This is a genomic window from Salinirubellus litoreus (assembly GCF_037335815.1).
GTDB lineage: Archaea > Halobacteriota > Halobacteria > Halobacteriales > Haloarculaceae > Salinirubellus > Salinirubellus litoreus.
In genome coordinates this window covers 3,834,983-3,857,958 of sequence record NZ_CP147841.1, presented here as the reverse complement: position 1 = coordinate 3,857,958, position 22,976 = coordinate 3,834,983, and the positions used below count along the sequence as shown (strand labels likewise).

General features: G+C 69.8%; 21 protein-coding genes. 4 read left to right on the top strand and 17 right to left on the bottom strand.

What is annotated here, in order from left to right:
• Positions 1 to 67: 67 nt before the first annotated feature.
• The 8 genes from WDJ58_RS19230 to WDJ58_RS19195 all read right to left on the bottom strand — a co-directional run bounded on the left by WDJ58_RS19230 (position 68) and on the right by WDJ58_RS19195 (position 6,534).
• Entirely contained in the window at positions 68 to 1,102 is a 1,035-nt protein-coding gene (locus WDJ58_RS19230; RefSeq protein ID WP_338914919.1) for a hypothetical protein, read from the bottom strand.
• A 294-nt stretch (positions 1,103 to 1,396) separates the two neighbouring features.
• Entirely contained in the window at positions 1,397 to 2,083 is a 687-nt protein-coding gene (locus WDJ58_RS19225; protein ID WP_338914918.1) for a phosphoesterase, read from the bottom strand.
• Positions 2,084 to 2,351: 268 nt separating this feature from the next.
• Positions 2,352 to 2,990: a hypothetical protein gene (locus tag WDJ58_RS19220; RefSeq protein WP_338914917.1), complete on the bottom strand. Its 639-nt coding sequence runs from the start codon at positions 2,988 to 2,990 to the stop codon at positions 2,352 to 2,354.
• Entirely contained in the window at positions 2,987 to 3,574 is a 588-nt protein-coding gene (locus tag WDJ58_RS19215; RefSeq protein ID WP_338914916.1) for a hypothetical protein, read from the bottom strand. The genes WDJ58_RS19220 and WDJ58_RS19215 overlap by 4 nt, the downstream gene beginning before the upstream one ends.
• A gap of 123 nt (positions 3,575 to 3,697) precedes the next feature.
• Positions 3,698 to 4,393, bottom strand: coding sequence for a YhjD/YihY/BrkB family envelope integrity protein (locus WDJ58_RS19210; RefSeq protein WP_338914915.1), 696 nt, complete (start codon positions 4,391 to 4,393; stop codon positions 3,698 to 3,700).
• Positions 4,390 to 4,689 carry a hypothetical protein gene (locus tag WDJ58_RS19205; RefSeq protein ID WP_338914914.1) on the bottom strand — a complete coding sequence of 100 codons (300 nt, stop codon included), beginning with the start codon at positions 4,687 to 4,689 and terminating at the stop codon, positions 4,390 to 4,392. The genes WDJ58_RS19210 and WDJ58_RS19205 overlap by 4 nt, the downstream gene beginning before the upstream one ends.
• A gap of 87 nt (positions 4,690 to 4,776) precedes the next feature.
• A complete protein-coding gene (locus WDJ58_RS19200; protein WP_338914913.1) occupies positions 4,777 to 6,114 on the bottom strand; it encodes an AI-2E family transporter in 1,338 nt (445 codons plus the stop codon).
• A gap of 204 nt (positions 6,115 to 6,318) precedes the next feature.
• Positions 6,319 to 6,534, bottom strand: a complete 216-nt coding sequence (locus WDJ58_RS19195) for a hypothetical protein (RefSeq protein ID WP_338914912.1) — start codon at positions 6,532 to 6,534, stop codon at positions 6,319 to 6,321.
• 518 nt (positions 6,535 to 7,052) lie between these two features.
• Here WDJ58_RS19195 and WDJ58_RS19190 point away from each other — a divergent pair.
• On the top strand, positions 7,053 to 7,364 hold the full coding sequence (locus tag WDJ58_RS19190; protein WP_338914911.1) for a hypothetical protein: 312 nt from the start codon (positions 7,053 to 7,055) through the stop codon (positions 7,362 to 7,364).
• A 310-nt stretch (positions 7,365 to 7,674) separates the two neighbouring features.
• Here WDJ58_RS19190 and WDJ58_RS19185 read toward each other — a convergent pair whose 3' ends face one another.
• From WDJ58_RS19185 to WDJ58_RS19170, 4 genes are all read right to left on the bottom strand, one after another.
• Positions 7,675 to 8,892, bottom strand: coding sequence for an MFS transporter (locus WDJ58_RS19185; RefSeq protein ID WP_338914910.1), 1,218 nt, complete (start codon positions 8,890 to 8,892; stop codon positions 7,675 to 7,677).
• A 287-nt stretch (positions 8,893 to 9,179) separates the two neighbouring features.
• Positions 9,180 to 9,977: a 2-amino-3,7-dideoxy-D-threo-hept-6-ulosonate synthase gene (locus WDJ58_RS19180; RefSeq protein WP_338914909.1), complete on the bottom strand. Its 798-nt coding sequence runs from the start codon at positions 9,975 to 9,977 to the stop codon at positions 9,180 to 9,182.
• 196 nt (positions 9,978 to 10,173) lie between these two features.
• On the bottom strand, positions 10,174 to 11,325 hold the full coding sequence (locus WDJ58_RS19175; protein ID WP_338914908.1) for an NAD(P)/FAD-dependent oxidoreductase: 1,152 nt from the start codon (positions 11,323 to 11,325) through the stop codon (positions 10,174 to 10,176).
• 64 nt (positions 11,326 to 11,389) lie between these two features.
• Positions 11,390 to 12,397, bottom strand: a complete 1,008-nt coding sequence (locus WDJ58_RS19170) for a phosphatase PAP2 family protein (protein WP_338914906.1) — start codon at positions 12,395 to 12,397, stop codon at positions 11,390 to 11,392.
• Between the two features lie 215 nt (positions 12,398 to 12,612).
• On the opposite strand from WDJ58_RS19170, the gene WDJ58_RS19165 reads away from it, so the two are divergent.
• Complete coding sequence (locus WDJ58_RS19165) at positions 12,613 to 13,950, top strand: DUF362 domain-containing protein (protein WP_338914905.1); 1,338 nt, start codon at positions 12,613 to 12,615, stop codon at positions 13,948 to 13,950.
• Positions 13,951 to 14,063: 113 nt separating this feature from the next.
• Here WDJ58_RS19165 and WDJ58_RS19160 read toward each other — a convergent pair whose 3' ends face one another.
• From WDJ58_RS19160 to WDJ58_RS19140, 5 genes are all read right to left on the bottom strand, one after another.
• A complete protein-coding gene (locus WDJ58_RS19160) occupies positions 14,064 to 14,912 on the bottom strand; it encodes a phosphogluconate dehydrogenase C-terminal domain-containing protein (RefSeq protein ID WP_338914904.1) in 849 nt (282 codons plus the stop codon).
• Between the two features lie 215 nt (positions 14,913 to 15,127).
• Complete coding sequence (locus WDJ58_RS19155; RefSeq protein WP_338914903.1) at positions 15,128 to 15,628, bottom strand: MOSC domain-containing protein; 501 nt, start codon at positions 15,626 to 15,628, stop codon at positions 15,128 to 15,130.
• Positions 15,629 to 15,761: 133 nt separating this feature from the next.
• Positions 15,762 to 17,156: a four-carbon acid sugar kinase family protein gene (locus tag WDJ58_RS19150; protein WP_338914902.1), complete on the bottom strand. Its 1,395-nt coding sequence runs from the start codon at positions 17,154 to 17,156 to the stop codon at positions 15,762 to 15,764.
• The gene (locus WDJ58_RS19145) at positions 17,156 to 18,433 is read right to left on the bottom strand and encodes a ribulose-bisphosphate carboxylase large subunit family protein (RefSeq protein ID WP_338914901.1); all 1,278 of its coding nucleotides are present in this window, start codon (positions 18,431 to 18,433) and stop codon (positions 17,156 to 17,158) included. The genes WDJ58_RS19150 and WDJ58_RS19145 overlap by 1 nt, the downstream gene beginning before the upstream one ends.
• Positions 18,434 to 18,563: 130 nt before the next feature.
• Complete coding sequence (locus WDJ58_RS19140; RefSeq protein ID WP_338914900.1) at positions 18,564 to 18,782, bottom strand: hypothetical protein; 219 nt, start codon at positions 18,780 to 18,782, stop codon at positions 18,564 to 18,566.
• 371 nt (positions 18,783 to 19,153) lie between these two features.
• On the opposite strand from WDJ58_RS19140, the gene WDJ58_RS19135 reads away from it, so the two are divergent.
• Complete coding sequence (locus WDJ58_RS19135; protein ID WP_338914899.1) at positions 19,154 to 22,516, top strand: PAS domain S-box protein; 3,363 nt, start codon at positions 19,154 to 19,156, stop codon at positions 22,514 to 22,516.
• Positions 22,513 to 22,974 (top strand): response regulator, encoded by a 462-nt coding sequence (locus tag WDJ58_RS19130; RefSeq protein WP_338914898.1) that lies wholly within the window; start codon positions 22,513 to 22,515, stop codon positions 22,972 to 22,974. The genes WDJ58_RS19135 and WDJ58_RS19130 overlap by 4 nt, the downstream gene beginning before the upstream one ends.
• Positions 22,975 to 22,976 lie beyond the last annotated feature (2 nt).

Sequence of the window (22,976 nt, the reverse complement as noted above, 5' to 3'; positions counted from 1 at the left end):
GGGGATCGGTAGCGTGGGGCCGAACGGCCGGGGACGGGGGCGGTGCGGACGGGATCCCCGTTCCCGTTTACCGCTGTGAGTCCCGGAGGATCAGCGGATCGATGGCGAGCGTCCGCTTCGCCACCGTCGCGATGCGCAGGATGTACGACGTGAACAGCAGGAACGGCACGGTGGTGAGGGTGAACGCCCCGGAGGTGACGAGCAGGAGGTTGTCGAGGCCGAGCGTCGTCCCGGGGAACGACTTCGCGCCGACGAACGTGAGCATGAGGCCGGCCACGATGAGCGCCGGGACCGCGGCGTAGAGGATGTACTGGGAGAGGTCGACGAGCGCCCACTGGAAGTAGAGCGTCTTGACGTGCTCGCGGGCCGGACCGAACATCGTCAGCGCGGTCTTCAGTTCGTCGAACGCCGTCCGCTCGGCCTCGTCGAGGCTGTCATCGAACTCGTCGGCCATCCGGTCGACGTGGTAGACCTTCCAGGAGTAGTTGTAGTCGAGCGCCGCCGAGAGGACGTCGTAGGTCCCGAACTGTGCGCCGTCGAGCTGTTCGGCGACCGTCTCGGCGTTGCCCTGGAGGCTGTCGACGAACTCGTCGACCTGCTCGCGGAGGTCCTCATTATCGTTCTCCGAGACGAGACGCCGGAGAGCCGCCGCCCGCCGCTCGGTCTCCAGGACGACCTCCCGGAGGAACGCCGACGGGTCGGCCGGGGCCGTGCTGCCGAGGAGTTCAGTCGTGTAGGTGCGGACGTCCATCGCGTCGCTCATCCGCTTGCGCTGGTCGCCCAGCGGCCCGTTCTCCTGGGAGAGGATGATCTGTCCGATGGTGACGACCAGGGTCGTACCCGTGACGAGGACGCTGATCATCGTCGAGAAGACGGTCTCGAGGGTGTCCGCCGACGTGAGCCTCGATCGCAGCGGCGGGTCGGCCAGCACGCCGAACGCGACGAACGAGACGAAGACCGCCGCGGCCAGGACCGCGAGCACGGCGAACCGGTTGGCGTCGAGCAGGACCCAGAGCGCGGGGCCCTGCTCCCCGGCCCGCGCACGCATCGTGTTGTCGGTCCCGATGTCGGACCCGGAGTCGCCGTCGCCGTCGTCACTCATCGCCCGAACCCTCCGGTGTCGGCACGAGAGGGGCGAGCCGGGACCGCGAATCATCCCCGGGGCGCTTCCCTCGACCCGATCCGGGCGGTCCCGACGGCTCATCGGACGTCGTGTTCGTGTCACAAGGGGATCCGGGCGTCCAGCTCCCCGGCCGCGTCGGCTGGTGTGGAGCCACGGGCGGCGTACCCGACCGCGGGGTATAAATCGCCCAGTCGTCGGAACGGGCGCGGACCTCCCCGGGCGGGCTGCCCGGGGCCGGTACCGTCTCCGGGGGCTTCGGCAGTTTTCGGGGGATCACTGGTTCCGTCTCCCCTGTCCTGCGGGTCGGCCACCCTGCGGGCCCAGCGGGGTCGACTCGGCGGACGCCGGCCGGAGCGAGCCGTCGTTCCGGTACCAGTAGACTCCGACCACGAGGGCGCCCGTAATGACGAACGCCCCGATGGCCTGTGCCCAGGTGTGGGCGTCGACGTAGATCCGGTTCGGGACCATCACGAGGGGGACGAGGAGCAGCGGCCAGAACTTCCGGTCCACGAGGACGAGGAAGAGCACGGGCATCAGCGACATGGTCACGTGACCGGAGAAGTTCCAGACCGGCGAGAGCGCGATGTAGGGGACCGTGACGACGATGAGCGTCTGCATGTAGGTGGGAACGAGCGAGCCCCAGTCGTACCGCCACCAGAGGAGCCAGGTCACGGCCGCGGCGACACCGATCCCGCCGGCGACCAGCGCGTCGACCTGCCAGGCGTTCCCCGACATCGTCTCCATGGGCCCCTGGCCGGTGACGAGCATGTAGGCGAGCGAGGGGACGAGTGAGAGGACCCCCGCACCCAGGAACCCGCCGACGCGGCGATAGAGCGTCGAGCGATCCGCTCCCTGTCGGGTCCACTCGTGGTGGATCAGGACGAGAGCACCGACACCGATCGTGATGGCCGGGTGGAAGACGTACGGATAGTACTCCATCAGCGTGGAGAGGAGGCTCATCGACGGATGGGGTAGCCCACAGAGGGACAAAAGCGCCGGGCTTGCAGGACCGGCGGTCGCGTCCGGGAGGGGACCTCGGACGGCGGTCTCCGAGCAGGACGTGCTCGGAGTCCGGGTCGGGCGTCGGCCGGGCAGGTGCATCGAAGCAAGCGGGAACGAACGACGGAAGACGCGTGTCACGGAGTCGGGCGTCGGGACGACACCGGCGTTCGGCCCGCGGGGCGAGACCGGGAGAGGGGAGATCCCGGCCCGCGCCGTGACGCCGATGTCAGGAGTCCCGCGACCGGAGAGCGATAGTGGTGAGATCGCGGAAGTAGTGCGTCCCCAAGAGGGCGACGACGGCGGCGGCGAGCGTGTTGAACAGGAGGTCGTAGACGATATCGTCGAGACCGTACTGGACGAGCGCCGCCTCCATGCCGAGGATCGTTGCGAGGCCGCCGGCCGCGAACTCGACGAGCTCCCAGGCGACGCCGAACGCCAGGATGAAACAGAGGGTGAAGACGAACCGGAACTCCTCGGGGAACTCGATCCGGGCCGACCCCCGGTCGAGGGCCACGATCAGCGCGTAGCCGACGCCGGCGACGAACCCGGCGGATATCGAGTGAGCTACCCGGTCGTACCACCCCAGCAGCCCCGACTGGACGCTGTACGGCCCGAGGAACCCGACCGCGTGGACGCCCGCGGCGATCGTGATCCAGAGGGAGACCCGCGAGTCGACGTGGTAGTCGTACCGCCACTCCAGCAGGTCGGGGACGAGGACGACCGGAACGGCGAGCAGTCCGTTGACGACCAGACCCCAGCTTCCGACGACGGCACCGTAGCCGATCAGCACGAGGAGGAGGACCTGTAGCCCGCGGGCGAGGAGTTCGGCCCGCGACCGGGGACGGAGGACGGCGAGGAAGGTCACCGGAGTTCCTCCCAGAGGTCGTGGTCGATGCGATCACGCGGGCTGAGCCGGTGGAAGTACAGCTCGAAGAGGAGACCCGCGAGCAGGCCGATGGCGGTGGCGGCCACGAGATCCCACATCGCCGCGTTCGCGTCGGCGACGAGGGTCGTCCCCAGGTAGGCGTCGGAGAAGTACCGGCCGATGGTCCAGAGACCGGCGACCGCCATCGTCACCACGACGACGAACACGATCGTGAAGTCGGGCGTCATCTCGACGCCGGTGAAGGCGTCGAGCTCGGCCACGATGGCGAGCGCGAGCGCCGCGACCGAGAGGTACGCGACCGTCTCCCCGAGGACGCCGAACAGCCCGAGGATAGCCGGGAGCGCGGAGAGGACCAGCACCTCCCACGAGAGCATCTCCGTGGGCCGTCGCGCCATCACGGGCGGGACGAGCGCGACGGCGATCACCGCGACCACCATCGCGCTCCACAGTAGCTCGCCCGCGACGGCGCGTTCGACCGCCACCACCGCGAGGACCACGACCACCAACCACCCGACGGCGGCGTTCGCCGTACGATAGGAGAGGAACCCGGATCGGGCAGACATCGACCCGTCCTACACCCTCAACCGTGGTAAACTGTCCGACAGCGCGAAAGGAGAGAACGCGAGATCCACGCCGCCCCCGTCCGCACACCACGCCGGTGAGCGTCCCGGGGCGCTCGACAGGTCCTACTCCTCCTCGCGCGCCGGGCGTTCCTCGCCGGGCGGGGCACTCGCACCCGGTCCGCTACCGTTCACGAGTTCGGCGTGCTCGCGCTGCAGTCGTTCGTGTCGCTCCCGCAGCCGCTCGTACTCGGCGGTGGGGACCGACCCCTCTGCCCCCGCCGGATCACCCCGGGGGATCCCGTCCGGGGGCGACCCGTCCGTCCCGTCGCGCCCGGCGATCACCGCGTTCACCACGCCGCCGAGGAGCAGGAGGAAGCCGCCGAGGTAGAGCCACGTCAGCAGGAGGAGGATGCCGCCGAGGACGACGTAGACCTCGCGTCCGTCGACCAGTACGACGTAGAGCTGGAACAGGGTCTGGAGGGCCGTCCAGCCGACCGCCGCGGTGAGGACACCGGGGACGACCTCGCGGACCGAGAGGTCGAGGTCGGGAAAGACGTAGTAGATGGGGAAGAAGGAGACCGAGAGCCCGAGGACGAGCAGGAGCGGGTTGGGGAGCCCGACGAACGGGTGGTCCTCGAAGATCGCGAAGACCACGCCGGCGGCGACGGCCATGACGACCGCGAACGCGAGCGCGACGAACACCACGAAGCTGTCCTTCAGCTGGTCGAGGAACGAGTCCTCCCCGGTCGTCTCGTAGATCTCCGAGAACGCGACGTCGAGCCCGCGGAAGACCTTGAGCGTCCCCCACAGGAGGGTCACCGCGCCACCAGTGACGCGCCCGCTCGGGCCGAGGCGTTGACGAGCGCCTCGGCGAGCACCCCCTGTGCCGTCGGGACCAGCACCCCCTCGGTGAGTTCGACGACCCGCTCGGCGAGCGTCTCGCGGCCGATCGCCAGCGTGACGAACAGCAGGATCGCGAGCAACGGGAGCAGCGAGGCGAAGGCGCTGTACGCGATGCTCGCCGCGAGCAGCGAGACGTTCTCCCGTCGCACCTCCCGGACGATCGCCCGCGCCGTCGCGGTGGCGCCCCGGAAGGACGAGACGGGACGGTCCATACGAGACGGGAGAGGTCCGCTCGGAAAGCCCCGTGCGTTGCCGGCGCAAGGGTCGAGTGGCCACACGAGCGTAGCGCGGGTGACGCGCTACGGTGAGCGGTCCCCGGGGCCGTCCGCTCCCGTCCCCGATCCGCCCGTGTCGTCCGAGTCGGCCGGGTCGGCCGGCCCTTCGGCCTCGTCCGGTCGCCCCCGTCCGTCGTGCCCGCCGTCTCCCTTCGGCCACTCGGGAGCGTCCACCGCCTCCGACTCGTCCGACCCGTTCGCCTCCGTCGCGGGACGGGATGGCCCGTCCCGGTCTCGCGGCTGTGAGTCAGGGATGGGATCGGTGCCGATCGCGTCGGGGGTCGGCGACTCGCCGCGGACGAGTTCGGGGAGGACGATCCGGGCGAGGTGGACCACGAGGACGAGCAGCAGCGGCCCGAGGAACAGCCCGTACCAGCCGAAGACCACCGGCCCGAGGATGTACGCGAACAGCACCAGCCCGACGTGGAGGTCCCGCCCGGAGATGTACGGCCGCAGGAGGATCTCCGTCAGGCCGTCGACGACGACGAGCGAGATCAGGACGAACGCGAGGGGGAACCAGAGGAGGCTCGTGTCGTTCACGACGGCGAGGCCGGTGAGATACGCCCCGACGGGGATGTAGACGATCTTCATCCCGACGACCGGGACCAGGCTCGCCGCCCCGGTCAGCAGGCCGAGGAGCGTCGGCGCGGGGATGGCGAGGCCGGTCGGCGCGATCAGGTTGAGCGCGTTGAACGAGATTGCCGAGGCGATCGCCACCACGAACGCGTTGAGGATGTTCCCGAAGTAGATCGTCTGGAGGTCACGGTCGACGGCGGTGAGGTACGCCCCGACCGCGCTGTCGGGCCCGCTGATCGCCGAGCGGAACCAGCCCGCCAGCCGGTGGTCGTCCCGGAGCAGGTAGAACGCCACGATCAGCGCGACGAACGCCTGGAGGAGCGCGAAGACGAACGCCTGGGCGTAGCCGCCGACCGTGCCGAGGATCCGCTGTATCGTGTCCGGATCGCCGAGCGACTCGAGGCCCAGCGACTCCTCGTTAATGAGGGCGAACAGGCCGTCGGGACCGGTCGTCAGCGCCGAGAGATCGAGATACGGCCCGAGGACGCTCTCGTAGGCGGTGATCCCCGTGCCGACGAGGGCGCGTAGCTCCGCGACCGCAGCGCCGACCGTGTAGATCACCAGCACGATCACCGGGAGCGCGATCAGCGTCAGGGCGAGCCCCGCGGCGAGGGTCCGCGAGGGGGTCCGTGCCTCGATCCGGGCGTAGATCGGTCGGGTCGCGTAGTAGACGAACAGTCCCAACACCAGCGCCCCGACGAACCCGAACAGGACCACCGCGACGATCGCCGCGAGCGCGACGGTGAACAGCCACCAGTAGATCCGCGTGCGACCGGACTCGGACATCGTTCCTGCCATGTGGTGTATTACGGATGCATGAATCGACCGGTCCGCCCGCGGCTCCCCACTCCCGACGGCGACCGGCGGTACGACCCGACACGCGGGCCAGGGGATGCCCACTCATTACGTTCGCTCTACTGGCACGGGGGACCACCGGGACGCCGGCGGGGTGACCGAACGCCCCCGACGGTGGAAGTCGGAGGAGTCCCTCTACACCGACCGGCCGGACCCCAGTCGCCGGTAGAGGCGGAGGGCGGCCGACACGACGAACCCGACCCCCCGGACACGGGAGGAGAGCGCGGCGGCGATCAGCAGGAGCAGGCCGCTCGCCTTCCGGCCGCGCGAGAACTCCATCACGGCGTCGAGCAGCGTCGTCACGACTCCAACCTTCCCCAGTAGATCTGAGAGACCGTTTTTCGAGGTCATACACGTCCATACGCCCGCACCGGATATACAGTGTGGCCTTGCACCTGCGGTATCGCCGACCACCCGGGGGTGGGACTCGCGGCTCACGGACGGTGGACCTCCGCTCCTCGCCCCGGCCGGGACCCCCACCGGGGATACCGATCGTCGGCACGATGCGCCCGCACTCCGCGAGCGGGGCGACCTCGCCCGGCGGTGATCCGGTGGGCGGTTCCGTCTCGACGCTCGTTCAGCGGTCGACGACGTTCGACGGGGCCGGCACCGGCCTCCTCGGACGATCGGGTTCCTCGTGTTCGGGATGGTCGTCCGGGGGACCGGGTTCGGTCGTTGTCGCGTCCCCGACCTCCTCCCACCGGCGGATCGTATGCCAGTGTGAGACACGCAGTCCCCTCCTGCCGGGATATCGAACCGCCTTCCGTCAGCCGGCTTCCGGTCCCGACGTGGGGAGGAGATCTCGAACGGACCGTGACCCTTGCCAGAGAAAGGCACAGCGCTATCGGCGAAGGGGGTGTGCGGAAGATATGGCAACCAGTGTCGGAGCGGACGAGGGGCCGCGGCCGGAGCCGGAACCGCGACCCGAGCTCGTCCAGACGACCGACCACTTCTACCACGTCAGGGTCCGTCCGAAGGAGTCGTTCGCGCAGCTACGGACGTCCCCCGGGGACGCCGAGGTGGCGCGGGGGGTGATCGGCGATGGGTGTGACGTCCGGAAGGGACGGCTCGACGCCGAGACGTGGCTCGTCGAGAGCGTGCTGGTCCCCCGCTACGCCGCCGAGGACGGCACGGAGGCGGAGTCGCTCACCGACGATCTCGTGGATCGTATCGAGTCCTGAACGCCGCACGGACCGACGGCCCTCGGCGAAACGACGGGGCCCCGATCCCCAGCGGCGTGCGGATATAGCGGCCGTGGATCGGGACGCCGTTCCGGTCCGGGTGTCTGGGCATCGGGATCCACCGCTCAGCCACCGACGATCACGACCCGCCGTCGTGCCACTTCGTTCGCGGAGGGACGGGTCCGGATCCGGCGATCCACGTGATACCCGTCCGAGACCGTTACGGTCGGGTGGCTTCGGCAACCCGAGGGCGTCCCGGGAGTCGGGAGTATCGGGGGCGGCGACGGGACACAGATGGTGGAACGTCGTGTCACCGCCCCCGATCGCACCGATCACCGGACGACGGTCGGACCGGCCGGAGGAACGCGAGCGCGACACCGGCGAGGAGGAGCAGACCGCCGCCGAGTGCGAACGACGCCGACCACCCGATCAGGACGACGAGGGCGCTCGCGACGACCCCGCCGAAGACGCCGCCGAACAGCTTCGCGGTGTAGAGCGCGGCGTAGTTCTCCGAGGAGTGTGATCGGCCGTAGTACGCCCCGACGATGCCGGGTACGATGGCGAACGAGGGGCTCCGAAAGAACACGGTGGCCGCGACGAGCGCGACGAACCCCCACGCGAACCCGGTCTCGCCCAGGAGGACCGCCCCGCCGAGCGACAGGCCGCTCAGCACGAGCGAGACCGACAGCGAACGGACGCGCCCGAGGTAGTCCGAGAGGGTCCCCACCACCGCGATACCGGCGGCATCGCCGAGCGCGATCAGCGAGGCGCTCGCGGTGCCCACGTGGGGCGGCAGGGACAGGGCCGACACGTAGGCGACGGCCTTGCCGATCACCATCAGTCCGACGCCGTTCAGGACGGCGAACACCACGTACAGCAGCCAGAACTGCCACGTCCGGACCGTCTCGCGCCAGGTGTACACCGGTCCGTCCGCCGACTCGTCCCCCTCGTCTTCGACCTCGCCAGGGTCGCGCAGGACGACCGCCCCGAGCACCGCCACCGCGCCGATCAGGACACCCAGCCCCAGCATCGTCCGCCCGAACGCCGACGCCGCGCCCGTCCGGATCACGGGGATGGCGAGCACGCTCACGCCGCTGAACGACATGGTGACGACGCTCGTCGCCAGTCCCCGACGGTCCGTGAACCACTTCACCGCCGTGTTGACCGTGACGGTGTAGGCGGCGGCGACGCCGACCCCGCCGACGGCGTAGGCGGCGTAGACCCCGAGCGTAGATCGGGCGAGCCCCAGGCCCACGAACCCGGCCGTCATGCAGGCTGCCCCGAACAGGAGCGGCGTTCGGGGTCCGTAGCGGTCGCGAACCCAGCCGGCCGGGAACTGCGCGATCGTCTGGAGGACCACGAACAGTGTGAAGGCCGTCCCGAGCGCGGTCTCGGTGACGCCGGCGCGCGTCCCGAGCGCCGGCCGGAGTGAGGACCACCCGAACTGGTAGATACCGGCCGTCCCCATCACGAGCGCGGCGACGATTACGAGCCACCAGCGCGAGCGCCGGGACCACGTCCGGGCCATGGGTGGGCATACACACACCGGCACAAAGCACCCACGGAGACGCGACTACTCGACTCCGCGTTCCCTCGTTCTACTCTTCGTCGGCTCGTCGGGTCAGTGTTTCCGTGATCCCGCCCCGGGACTCCGTCGGTCGTCGTGAGGGTGGAGCCCGGGACCGGAGCCGTTCGGCGCTACGTCGACACCGCTACAGATATTGCACTATCGAACGGTGTCCGGACATCGCGCCGAGGTGACGAGGCTCGGCGAGAACGACGGCAAGCGGACGCTCGCGGGCTCGTCGACGCCGCTCAGCCGTCGGCGAGCGCGGTCTCGAGGTCGTCGAGGGCCGACTCGACCGGCGCGTCCTCGTGGACGATTCGGGCGACGGCACCGACGAACGCCTCCGGATCCTCGTGCTGGAACGCCGAGCGCCCCATCGAGACGCCGGCGGCCCCGGCGTCCATCGCCCCCCGGACCTGTTCAAGCATCGCCCCGTTCGACCGGGGGGAGCCGCCGGCGACGATGACCGGACACGCCGTGGCCGCCGTGACGCGCTCGAAGCTCTCGCTGTCGCCGCTGTAGGCCGTCTTCACCACGTCGGCACCGAGCTCCTCGCCGAGCCTGACCGCGTGTGCGAGCGACTCCGCGTCGTCCTCGACGACGCCCGGTCCACGGGCGTACGTCATCGCCAGCACCGGGAGGCCGAACCGGTGGGCCGCCTCCGTGAGTTCGGCGAGGTCCTCGATCTGCCGTGGCTCGTGGTCGCTCCCGACGTTCAGGTGGAGCGAGACGGCGTCCGCGCCCGCCCGGACCGCCTCCTCGGCGGTACAGGTGAGGCGCTTGTCGTTGGCGTCCGGGCCGATCGTCGTCGAGGCGTTGCAGTGGACGATGTAGCCCGCGTCGTTTTTGTTCGCGTGGACCCGCGGCGCGATCCCTTTCTGTGTGAGGACGGAGTCGGCTCCCGCTCGTGTCACCGCGTCGATGGTCGCCTCGATGTCCCTGAGCCCGTCCGTCGCGCCGATCGTGATCCCGTGGTCCATCGGGATGTTGACGATGCGTCCGTCGGTTCCGATCCGGTCGAGTCGTGCAGCCCTGCCAGCGTCCATGCGCCAACGCAACACACGGGGTATTAAGCCGTTGACGGTCCGGTCCCGTCGTCGCCCGCCGATCCGGTGGGCGGTGGGGGACGCGGAGGCGAGCACCGGCCCCGGCCGCACCGCTCATACGGATCGTTGTAATCTTTTACCGACGATCACTCGAACGGAGTCCGTGATCGCCGGTAAATCGTTACAACAATCCGTATCAGTCGATGACCGTTCCCTCGTGGAGGGTCTCGCCGCGCTCGAACCGGTCGGCGGTGAGCGCCGAGACGTCCACGGTGCTGGCCTCGCCGTCGACGACGAGCTCGGCGACGACCTGGCCCGTCGCGGGCGACTGCATGAACCCGTGACCCGAGAACCCGACCGCGTTGACGAACCCCGGCACCGTCTCCTCGACGATCGGATGGTGGTCGGGGGTCACCGCGTAGAGCCCGGCCCACCCCCGGACGATCTCGCTGTCCGGGCCGAAGTAGTCCGCGACCCCGGCGGCGTGTTCGAGCGTCTCGATCGCCCAGTCGAGATCGTTCGACGTCCGGTAGCGGTCGGGGTCCTGCTCGGGATCCCGATCGGTGAAGTGCCCGCCGGCGACCGCCCGCCCGTCGCGTTCGGGACGGAAGTGCACGCCGTCGTCCACGTCGACCGTCATCGGAGCGTCGGCGGGGACCGGCGACCCGGGGGCGGTGACGAGCAGCTGTCGCCGGCGCGGGGACACCGGCAGGTCGAGCCCGGCCATCTCGCCGACGCGGGCCGCCCACGGCCCGGCGGTGTTGACCACGTAGTCCGCCTCGCGAGAGCCCTCGGTCGTCTCGACGCCGACCACCGCCCCGCCGTCCGTGCGGACGTCCGTCACCTCGACGCCGGTCTCGACCGTCACGCCCGCGGCCGTCGCGGCCCGCGAGAATCCCTGGAGCGCGAGGTGTGGGTCCGCGAACCCGTCGGTCGGGGCGTACGTCGCGCCGACGTAGCGGTCGGTGTAGAGCCCCGGACAGCGCTCGCCCGCCTCCTCGGGCGGGAGGTACTCGCTCCCCACGCCGAGGTCGTTCTGGACGGCGACGTTCTCCCGGAACCGATCGGCGGTCTCGTCCGTCCGGGCGAGAAAGAGGTAGCCCGTCCGCCGGTAGTCGATGTCGGTCCCGAACGCCTCCTCGAAGCGCTCCCAGACCTCGATGCTCCGCTTCGAGAGCGCCACGCTCACGCCGGAGGTGAACTGGGCACGGATGCCCCCGTTCGCCCGCCCGGTGCTCCCACCTCCGATCGAGTCCTTCTCGAGGACCGTGACGTCGACGCCCCGTTCGGCGAGGTAGTACGCGCTCGCGAGGCCGACGACGCCGCCGCCCACGACTACGGCCCGCATGGGTGGGGCGAGGGGGATGCGTCGGATAAGTGTTCGTCTCCCCGCGAGTGCGTCCTCGCCCGGGTCACCCCCGCAGGTGATCCGCCACCGTGGGCGCGAAGATCGTCAGCCCCGCCGCGATCGCCGTCCCGAGCATCGTGATCACCAGGGGGGGTGACGTCGTGTAGACGACCACCCAGATGATCGCGATGGGTACGCCGGCGATCAGCGTCTCGACGAGATCGAGGTGGTGGGACGGCCGGACGGCGTACCAGGCGACCCCGGCACCGAGGGAGGCACCGAGCCACTGTCCCGCACTCCATATTTCGCCGGCGGGGGACAGCACGCTCGCGATCACCGCCAGTACGCCCAGGGTCGCCCCGAGGGCGAACACGCGGAGCGGTCGACGATGTCCGATGGCGGCGGCGACGGCGACCAGGCTGAGTCCCGCGAGTACGCCGACGCTCACGTCGACGAGATAGTGGACGCCGAGGACGACCCGGGAGGCGATCACGAGGACGATCCCCGCCCCCGCGGCCGACCACCGTGCGGCGCGGGACCCGACGTTCAGTTTGTACGCGAGCGCCGCGAAGACGGCCGTCGCACCGATCGCGTGTCCGCTCGGGAACGCGTACCCCGTCCCGGTCGTGATGCTCCGGAACGTCCCGCCGAGGGCGGGCGGGAGCCAGGTCGGGATCGTCACCTCCGCGGCGCCGGGCGGCCGGGGCGCGGCGAAGGCGTTCTTGAGGACGTCGATCAGGGAGAACGCCCCGAACGTCACCGCGAGGACGAACGCGCCGTCGCGCGGCTCGTCGATGGACGATCGCTCCGAGTTGACGAGGTAGGCGAACGTGGCGAGCAGCACCAGGAACCAGGGGTCGCCGAGCTGCGTGATCAGGCCGGCGACGGCGAGGGCGGTTCCGAGCGGTGGGGACAGGGGCTCGAAGACGCCGATCCCCCGTTCCGCGACGGCGACGTCGAACGCCGTCACGAACGCGAGCGTGACGACCAGCGCCGCGATCGCGACGATCGCGACGGTGCTCTGGCTCGGTGGGCTCCAGTCCGTCCGTTCTCGCGATTCGTCCTCGAGCATGTCTCGTGTGTCGTGATCCGATCCGCTCGCTGTGGACGCCACGTAGCCGGTCTGTGCTCATAAGTAGACTGCCTGCACATCGACCCCCAAAAGCGGGGCCGGCGGGGCCGCCGGAGCGGGCTGGAGATCCGTTCGGTCGCTCGCGGACACGGCGTCGACCGACCCGGGACGGGCGGGGCCCCACGTTTATCACTCGACCCGCCGAGTGTTCCCGCATGAATCCCGACGCCGTCCCGGACGCGCTCGCGGTCCCGGAGGAGACCATCGTCGAGGCGTGCGGTGACCCGCCGCTTCCCGAGATGGGCGTGATCGAGCAGATCTGGGAGACCGACCCCATCCCCACGGCGGAGGTCGGAAGCGCGGCGGGGCGCGCCGTCGAATCGCTCCCGCTCGACTCCCTCGAACCCGGAAGCGAGGTCGCCCTGGGCGTCGGGAGTCGCGGCATCGCCAACCTCGCCGAGATCGTCGCAGGAGTCGTCGACGCGCTCGACGACGCGGGCCACGAACCGTTCGTCTTCCCCGCGATGGGTAGTCACGGAGGGGCGACCGCCGAGGGCCAGGCGGGGATGCTCGCCGAACTCGGCGTCACGGAGTCGAGCGTCGGCTGTGAGATCCGGTCGAGCATGGAGGTCGTCGAGATCGGACGGACCCCCGACCGCGACGTCCCCGTATTCTTCGATGCACACGCCGCCGACGCCGACGCCATCGTCCCGATAAATCGGGTAAAACCGCACACTGACTTCGACGGCGAGGTCGAGAGCGGTCTCTCGAAGATGCTCGTCATCGGGATGGGCAAACAGCGCGGCGCGAAGGTCGCCCACGAGTGGGCCGTCGACTGGTCGTTCCGGCGGATGATCCCCGAGATCACGGAACGGATCCTCGATTCGCTCCCCGTCCTCGGAGGGGTCGCCATCGTCGAAGACCAGCACGACGACACCGCGCTGATCGAGGGTATCCCGCCGGAGGGGTTCCTCGACCGCGAGCGCGAACTGCTCGAGACGGCCTACGACCTGATGCCGATGCTCCCGTTCGACGACCTCGACGTCGTCGTCTTCGATCGTCTCGGCAAGGACATCAGCGGCCAGGGGATGGACACGAACGTCACCGGTCGACGGCCGTTCTCGATCAACGAACCCGCACAGGATCCCTCGAGGATAAAGCGGATCTACGCTCGCGAGCTGACGGAGGCGACCCACGGCAACGCGATGGGCGTCGGGGTGGCCGACGTCGTCCACCGGGATATCGCCGCCGGGATCGACGCCCCGACGACGCTCATCAACGCCCTGACTGCGAGCACGATCCGCGGGGTGCGGCTACCGCCGGTCGTCGAGACCGACCGCGCCGGACTCGTCGCCGCGCTGTCGACCATCGGCGTCGTCGACCCCGAGACCGTTCGGGTCCTCCGGGCGGCCGACACCATGCACCTCCACCGCCTGTACGCCTCGACGGCGCTCGTCGAGGCGGCACGGGAACGCGAGGACCTCCGCGTCGTCGAGGAGCCCGCCCCCATCGAGTTCGAGGACGGCGAGTTCGCCTCGCCGTCGCTGACGTAGCCGCGGCTTCGTGTCCGATCAGGACTCCCGATGCAGGGGGTGTCACTACCCACCCGTCCGCCGGGTGTCGGCCCCACGGCCGGAGCGTGTCGCGTTCGGAACCGACGGAGACGCTACTCCGACCCGACGATCCGCTCGGCGCTCGCCCGGACGTTCTCGGGGTCGAACACGCGGGCCTCCCAGTCCGGCCGGAAGATGTCCTCCCGACCCTCCTCGACGGCCTGGAGCGCCCCGTCGGAGAACGGGAAGTCGGTGTAGCCGAAGACGATGCCGAGTTCGATTCGGAGGTGACCGAACAGGAACTCCCGGGCGGCGTCCTCGGGGACGCCCATCTCGACGACCCGCTCGTAGCCGTCGCGGATAGCGTAGAGCGACGTCGCGAGGAGCGTCTCGACCAGGGCGGGTTCGAGGAGGGCCATCTGCTCGGTCGTGACCCGGTGGGCCTCCCGGACGGGCCCGTACATGTCCCGGGCGACGGCCTCGCCCTTCGCGTACTCGTCGTCGGGACCCTGGTGGAGCGCACAGACGATATCCTGGGCGTCCCGGTCCTGGCCGCCGAACCAGTCGGTGTCCTCGGCGTCCATGTCCGTCTCGGCGGTGAAGAAGGAGGGGTGGCACGGGTGGGCGAGGAAGTACGAGACGTCCTCGCGCTCGTGGAGGACGCCGGCGTGGGCGGCCGCCGGGTCGAGGAGGACGATCATCGTCCCCTCCTCGACGTCCGGGACGACGTCGTCGGTGATCGGCCCGATCAGGTCGTCCGGGACGGCCATCACGACGACGTCGGTCCCGTCGAGCGCCTCGTCGGCCGGCGTGGCGGCGAGGTCGCGCGATTCGAGGCGTTCCCTGCCCTCCTCGCTCGGTTCGACGTAGCGCGTCTCGTAGCGGTCCACGCGCTCCAGCTGGTCCGTGATCCGACACCCCATCTTCCCGCCCGCCCCCATGAGTGTAATCGTGAGTGTCACTGTCTCTCGGCCCGCGGTTCCTGAGCGAGCGAAATAGGGCTTTCGTTCGACGGGACGCCCGTACCCCGCCCAGTATCGCGTCCTCTCGGCGCGGGAAATCCGATCCCTGTCGAGTGGAGCGTCGATCGACGAGGACGAGAGCGCTCGGGCGTGTACCGAGCGGCGACATCGGAACCGGGGAAAGCCGGGATCGGAGGAACCGTACAGCTACCGGCTCACCAGACGACGTCGTCCCCGACGCCGATGGTCCCCGACTCGACGATCCGGGCGTCGAGTCCGCCGCGGTGTTCGAGCGCCGCGGCCCCGTCGGGCTGGCCGGCGAGCGACTCCATATACCCGCAGGGCTCGCACAGGCCGGTCCCCTCGACGATCGCCCCGCCGACGCGGAACCGTTCCCCGACGAGGTGGTTGAGCGCGACCCCCCGCGTCGTCACGTTCCGTCGGTGAGCCCCGGGCTCGAACGCCGCGGCGTAGTCCGCGGCGGCGGCCTCCAGCGCTTCGGCCTCGATGAGCGTGACGTCGCTGGGTTCGAGGTCCTCGTTCTCGTTGTAGATCCCCCCACCGCGGTAGTACCGGTCGCCGACGAGCCCCCGGCCGGCGACGGCCTCGACCGAGTCCCGGGACTCCGGGTCACCGCCGGTGTCGGGGGCGACGTGGATGCGTTCGACGCTGCCGGTCCGGGTGCCGGGCGCGGGCCGCTCGCTCGTGCCGTCCATCACCACGACCGGACCCCCCGTCGGGGTATAAAGATGCCGTGCGTCGGCGTCGGGAGGCTTTCCGGCTGTCCGGGGTCGGATCACCTCTCGGTGCGGTGGCCACCGGTCCACGACGACGGCCACGTCACAGGCGTCACGGCCGGACGCCGCCGTCCCTGACGGCTCCGAAGAAGTCCGCCGCCTCGTGGTCGGTCTGGACCTGTCCGCCCTTGAGTGCGAGTTCCAGCCCGTCGAACGCCGTCGTCCGCGAGGCGGCCCGGCAGAGCGGGCTCCCCGCCCCGACGGGCGCGAGGAATTCGAGGGCGAAGACGTCGAGGTGGGGGGCGACGTGGCCGCTCGTGTCGCCGCCGGCGACGCAGACGCGTTCGACCGGCGTCCCGTCGAGTATCTCTCGCGTGATCCGCCCCTGTTCGTCCCCCAGCCGGGCCCCCACGCGAGTCTCCTCGATACCCAGTTCGGCCGCCCGCTCGACCGTCCGCTCGACCGCCTCGTCGTCGGGACCCCGGACGGAGTAGAGCAGCGGGCTCCCGCCCTCGGCCAGCACGTCGAGGGCGGCGGCGACGGCCTCACCCCGCGCCTCGGGGGCCGCGTCGGGATCGAGGAGCCCCGGCGTGTCGAGGCGGATCCCCTCGAACCCGTGTTCGAGCGCCCAGTCGATCTGGTCGCGGTTCACGGGCGAGGCGCTCCCGGACATCACCAGGATCCGGTCGACGGCCTCGACCGGACGGGGGGGATCGGGCTCCGGGACGACGCCGGCATCCCGCCAGTGCCGCGAGAGCGCGTAGTCGAGCCCCGACGAGGAGGCCGAGAAGAGCGGGCCTCCCTCGTGGTCCAGGGCGCGCTCCCAGATCAGGCGGCCGACCTTCCGCTGGTGGTCGTGGTCGAGGCCGTCGAAGACGACGATTTCGTTACCTTCGACGACCGCTTCGAGCTCCCGGGAGAGCGCCTCGCCGTCGTTCCCGTCGATCCGTCGGACGTCGAGGAGTCCGATCCCGCGGTCGGTCTGCTCGCCGAGGTGTCTGGTCAGGTCGGCCTCGGTCATCGGCGTCACGGGGTGCCGTCTCATCGTCGGGTGGCGGTCGAGCCGGTAGGTCGTCCCCCCGACGGTGGCGAAGAGGTTGCCGAAGGCGACGTACCGGCCGCGGGGTTCGAGCGACGGGGTGGCGACGACGACCGGGACGAACGGGGAGTCGAACCGCCGCTGGCCGACGTCGATGGCTCGACCGATGCTCCCGACCTCGGTCGAGGAGTCGAACGTCGAACAGACCTTGTACTGGACGATCTCCGGGTCGAGGGTATCGAGCGCCCCGAACGCCGGCGGCAACGCCTCCTCCATCTCCCCGGGCGACATCCCCCTGCTGGTCCCCGCGATGCCGACCGCCCGGGCGTCACCGAACCGTTCCAGATCCTCGGCGTCGGGTGTCTCCAAGAAGAGCACGGTCGGGACGCCGTTCAGGCTCAGCGACTCCAGCACGTCGGTCGAGCCGGTGAAGTCGTCGCCGTAGTAGGCGAGCAGGAGGTCCCCCATCACCGACCGCTCCCCACCGGCCCGAACTTCTCGATGGCACGCCGGAGCTCCTCGTGGTCCTCGGCGTACTCCTCGAGGGGGATGCCCTCCATCGCGGCCTCCCAGCCCTGTTTGAGGTGCGCGACGCCGGCCGCCGGGCCGTCGGGATGGCCCATGATCCCGCCGCCGGCGAGGTACATCAGGTCGACGTTCTCGAGCGCCTCGTACGTGTCGGAGGCCTGCCCGGCCCACTGGCCGGAGGAGAACACCGGCACGGCCCTGTCGGAGTCGTCGACGATCGGCCGCTGGCAGGCCCGGGCGGACTCGATCACCGACTCGTCGGGCTCGCAGAACTTGTTCCGGATGCCGTTGACGTGCAGGTGGTCCGCGCCGGCGAGCCGCCAGAAGGTCTGGTAGGCGGCGTAGTCGAACCCCAACTGCGGGCACCGCGACAGCGCACCCCAGCCGTTCCGGTGGGCGTGGATCGGGACCTCCGCGTGCCGGCGGAGTTCGAGGAACCCGCTCAGTCCGACGCTGTTCACGCTCACCATCACGCAGTCGCCGCCAGCCTCGACCACGGCGTCGTGACGCGCCTTCATCTCCCGCACGTCGCCGGTGACGTTACAGGCGTACATCACCGTCTCGCCCGTCCGGTCCTCGTGACGGTGGATCACGTCCATGACCGCCTCGATCCGCTCCTCGACCGGGGAGTAGGGCGGACTGGCGATCAGCTCGTCGTCCTTGATGAAGTCGAGGCCCGATTCGACCATCGTCTCGACGATATCCGCCGTGTCGTCGGGCGAAAGCCCGACGTTCGGCTTGACGATGGTCCCCACGATGGGTCGGTCGTGGACGCCGAGCAGTTCCCGCGTCCCCTCGATACCGAACTGCGGGCCGGGGCAGGACTCGGCGAACTCGTCGGGGACCTCCAGGTCCCGCAGTCGCAGTCCCGAGAAGGGGGCGAGCTCGAACAGGTTGCCCGCCACCGTCGTCAGCAGGTTCGGGAGGGAGGTACCGACGTTCTCGAGCGGGAACGAGAGGTCGACCTCCGCGCGGGTGTACGTCGCGTCCGATTCCGTGGTCCCTTCGGGGGGGCTCGACCCCGGCAGGCTCGGCTCGCTCACGGTCTCCAGTTCGTCGATCCGCTCGACCCGGGCCCCGTGGCGTTCGCGGAGTTCGTCGGTCTCGCCGGGGACGTCGACGAACGTCCCCGAGGACTGCTCGCCGGCCATCGATTCGGCGGCCGCGGGGAGCGGGTGTGCGGTTTCGATCAGGTAGCGTGCGAGGATTCGTGGCATGCGTGGTTCACTGAGGCGTCGACCCGCCGCGGTCGGCACGGTCGACATCGACGGGGGAACGACACCGCGGGGGATTATAGGCCCGTCGACCGCCCGAACGCGTGGCGCGTCTCCGGGCCCAGAACACCCGTCAGAGCCCCTCGTCGAGCGAGAAGACGGTCGATTCGAGCGAGTGCTTCGAGACGGCGACGATGCGGAGCATGTACGAGCTCAGGAGGACGTAGGGGGAGAGCGCGATCACGAACGCGACGTTGACGTAGAGGAGCCGCGGTTCGATCCCGGGGAGGCTGGTCCCGGGGAAGAGGTTGGCGTCGATGGCGAGCAGCACGTACGACGTGAATACGATCACCGGGAGCGAGAGGACGAGGAGGTTGCTCGAGAGGTTCCGCAGCTCGCGCTTGAAGTAGAGGGTGGTGAAGTACTCGCGGCCGTCGGCGGGACCTACCTGGTGGCGACCGGGTTCGCCTTCTGGCCGCGGGAGCGCCAGGCCAAGGGTGAACTGTACGACCGGGAGGAGGAAGGGGAGTGGAAGAACGGCTGAGGAGCCTGGTACCGCGAGGACGAACTCGGCCGTGGAGGAGGGCGTGGGAGCGCCGAAACCCGATCCGGGTAGGGATCAGTTGAGGAACCGGATCGCCGTTCCGGCCCCGGTGTCGGATGGGAAGAATGTTACACCCCTTGTTAGTTAGAGTTATACCCGGCCAGTATTGAAATGAAGTAATGAATTCGGTCGATCGACCGCCGAGCAGCCCGCTGGAGGAGACGCTCGACGTGTTCGATCAGCTGGACGATCGCTCGGCCCCCCTCACCGCGGAGGAGGTCGCCGAGCGGCTCGGCTACACGCCCGAGCGGGCCGCCGAGGCCCTCGGCGTCCTCGTCGAACGGGGGGCGCTGAAGGCCAGGACCGTCGGGGACGAGCACCAGGTCTGGTGGCGTCCGACCGGCAGCCACCGGGCGATCGAGGACGGACCGGGAACCGCCGAGTCGGCGATCCTGGGCGCGTTCGTACGGGCCGTCGAGGAGTACGCCATCTTCACGCTCGATCCCGAGGGCCGGATCACCAGCTGGAACGAGGGCGCCCGGCGGATCAAGGGGTACGAACGGGAGGAGATCCTCGGCGAGCACATCTCGGTGTTCTACACCGCGGAGGACCGCGAGCGCTCGTTACCCGAGCGGAACCTGGAGCGAGCGGCCGAGCGGGGTCGGATCGAGGACGAGGGGTGGCGGGTCCGCGCGGACGGCTCGGAGTTCCGGGCGAACGTCGTGCTCACCGCGATCCGCGACGACGACGGGACGCTCCTCGGGTTCACGAAGGTGACCCGCGACATGACCGACCGCCGGAAGCAGGAGCGCGACCGCGAGCAGACGAGGGAGATACTCCGGACGTCGCCGGTGGCCATCTCGGTGCAGGATTCGAGCGGCGAGACCGTACTGGCGAACCAGCGCGCACAGGAACTGCTCGGGCTCTCCGAGGAGGAGATCATCGAGGAGCCGGAGAACGTCGACGAGTGGGGCATCTACGACGCGGACGGCGAACCGCTCGACCCGGAGGAGACGCCGTCGTCGCGCGTGCTGCGGACCGGGGAGCCGGTGTACGACGAGGTGGTACGGATCGAACCACCCGAGGGCGAGCAGCTCTGGCTGTCGGTGAACGCGGCTCCGGTGTTCGGTCCCGACGGGGATCTAGAGCGGGTGATCACCGCCGCTGAGGACGTCACCGGACTCAAGGCGCAGTCCCGGCGGGCCGAACGCCAGCGAGACGAACTCGAACACCGGCTCACGGAGGTGTTCGACCGGGTGACGGACGCGTTCTACGGACTGGACGAGGAGTGGCGGATCACCCACGCCAACGCCCGCGCCGAGGAGGTCTTCGGACGGGCGGAGAGGGACGTGATCGGGGAGGTCGTCTGGGAGGCATTTCCCGGGATGGCGGAGCTACTCGACCGCGAGACGCTCCGCGAGGCGATGGAGACAGGGGAACCGATATCCGAGGAACGGTACTTCGAATCGAGCTCCGCGTGGTTCGAGGTCCGGATCTACCCCTCGGAGACCGGCGTGTCCGTCTATCTCACGGACGTCACCGAGCGCAAGCGGGCCGAGCAGGACCTGCGCGAGACGATGGAGCAACTCGAAGTCGCGACGAGCGCGGGCTCCGTCGGCCTCTGGACGTGGGACATCCGGGAGGACGTCGTCACCACGGACGAGTATCTCGCGGAGATGTACGGTGTCGATCCCGAAGCGGCCGCCGCGGGCGCGCCGATGGACGCGTTCTACGAGCCGATCCACGAGGACGACGAGGAGACGACCCGGGAACGGCTCACGAGGGCCGTCGAGGAGACGGGCGAACTGGAGGCGGAGTACCGCGTCCGGGACGCCGAGGGCGAGATCAGGTGGGTTCTGGCTCGCGGGGAGGTCGAGTACGACGACGGCGAACCACGCTGGATTCGCGGTGCCGTCTCCGACATCACCGAGCGGAAGGAGCGCGAGTTCGAACTCGAACGCTACCGGCGGATCGTCGAGACGGTCGACGACGGCATCTACATAGCCGACGGCGAGGACCGGTTCACGATGGTCAACCAGGCGTACGCCGAGATGACGGGCTACTCCCGCGAGGAGCTGCTCGGCTCGCCCACCTCGATAGTGGTCGAGCCGGAGACCAGCGAGGCCGCCCGGCGCATCCAGCGAGAGCTGGCCGACGGCGAGCGCCGAACGGCTCGGCTCGAAGCCGACGTCCACACCGCCGACGGGAGGACGTTCCGTGCGGAGGCGACGCTCGCGGTCCTCCCGAGTGACGACAGCCGGTACGAGCGGATCGGCGTCGTCCGGGACGTCAGCGAACGGGTGGAGCGCGAGCGAGAACTGGAGATGCGCGTCAGACAGCAGCAGGTCGTCACCGAACTGGGGCGACGCGCCCTGGAGGACCCCGACCTCGACGAGCTGTTCGACGACGCCGTCGAGGCGGTCGCGGACACCCTCGACAACGACTACTGCAAGGTGCTCGAACTGCTCCCCGAGGGGGACGAGCTCCTGCTGCGATCCGGATGCGGCTGGAAGGAAGGCTACGTCGGCGAGGCGACCGTCGGGACCGAGGTCGAGTCACAGGCGGGCTACACGCTCGCCTCCCGGGAGCCGATCGTCGTCGACGACCTGGCGACCGAGGAGCGGTTCCAGGGCCCGGACCTGCTCGTCGAACACGACGTGGCGAGCGGGATCAGCACGATCATCGGCCCGTTCCACGACCCCTGGGGCGTCCTCGGGACGCACGACACGGCCTACCGGGAGTTCTCCCAGCACGACGTGAACTTCGTCCAGTCGGTGGCGAACATCCTGACGAACGCCATCGAGCGGAACCAGTACGAGCGGCGGCTGACCGACACGATCGAGGAGCTGAAGGAGTCCAACGAACGGCTGGAGCAGTTCGCCTACATCGCCTCACACGACCTGCAGGAGCCGCTCCGGATGGTCTCGAACTACCTGCAGCTACTCGAGGAGCGCTACCGCGGCGAACTCGACGACGACGCCGAGGAGTTCATCGACTTCGCCGTCGAGGGCGCGGACCGGATGCGCGAGATGATCGACGACCTGCTCACGTACTCGCGCATCGAGCGGCACGGCGATCCGCTCGAACCCGTGGACGCGGAGGCGGTCGTGGATCGGGTGCTCGAGAACCTGCAGTTCCGGATCGAGGAGGTCGACGCCGAGATCGCCGTCGGGTCGCTCCCGACGGTCGTGGGCGACGAGCGGCTGCTGGAACAGCTGTTCCAGAACCTCGTCACGAACGCGCTCAAGTACCGCGGCGACGGGCCGCCACGCGTCGAGATCGACGCCACGCGCCACGGTGACGGGAACTGGCTGTTCCGGGTCGCGGACGACGGCATCGGCATCGAGCCCCAGTACACCGACCGGATATTCGAGGTGTTCAAGCGCCTCCACACCCACCAGGAGTACCCGGGGACGGGGATCGGCCTCACCCTCTGCAAGCGGATCGCCGACCGTCACGACGGGGAGATCTGGGTCGAGTCGACGCCCGGCGAGGGATCGACGTTCTACGTCACGCTGCCGGCCGTGGAGGGGGGCGCGTGACGCTCGATCGGAGCGGCGATCCCGTCGAGATCCTCCTCGTCGAGGACAACCCGGGCGACGTTCGGCTCACGGAGGAAGCGCTGAAGGAGCTTCGCATCACCAACGAACTGCACGTGGTCACCGACGGACCCGACGCGCTCGACTTCCTGTTCGAACGCGACGGGTACGAGTCGGCCCCGGCGATCGACCTCGTCCTCCTGGACCTCAACCTGCCGAGGATGGACGGCATCGAGGTCCTCAAGGAGATCAAGTCCGACCCGGACCTGAAACGCACCCCGGTGATCATCCTGACGTCCTCCTCGGCCGAGGAGGACGTCGTCAGGAGTTACGAGAACTACACGAACGCCTACGTCACCAAGCCGGTCGATCCGAACCAGTTCGTCGACGTCATCCGGTCGCTCGAGGAGTTCTGGTTCACGATCGTCCGCTCCCCACCACCACGGGACGGGGACCGGTAGCA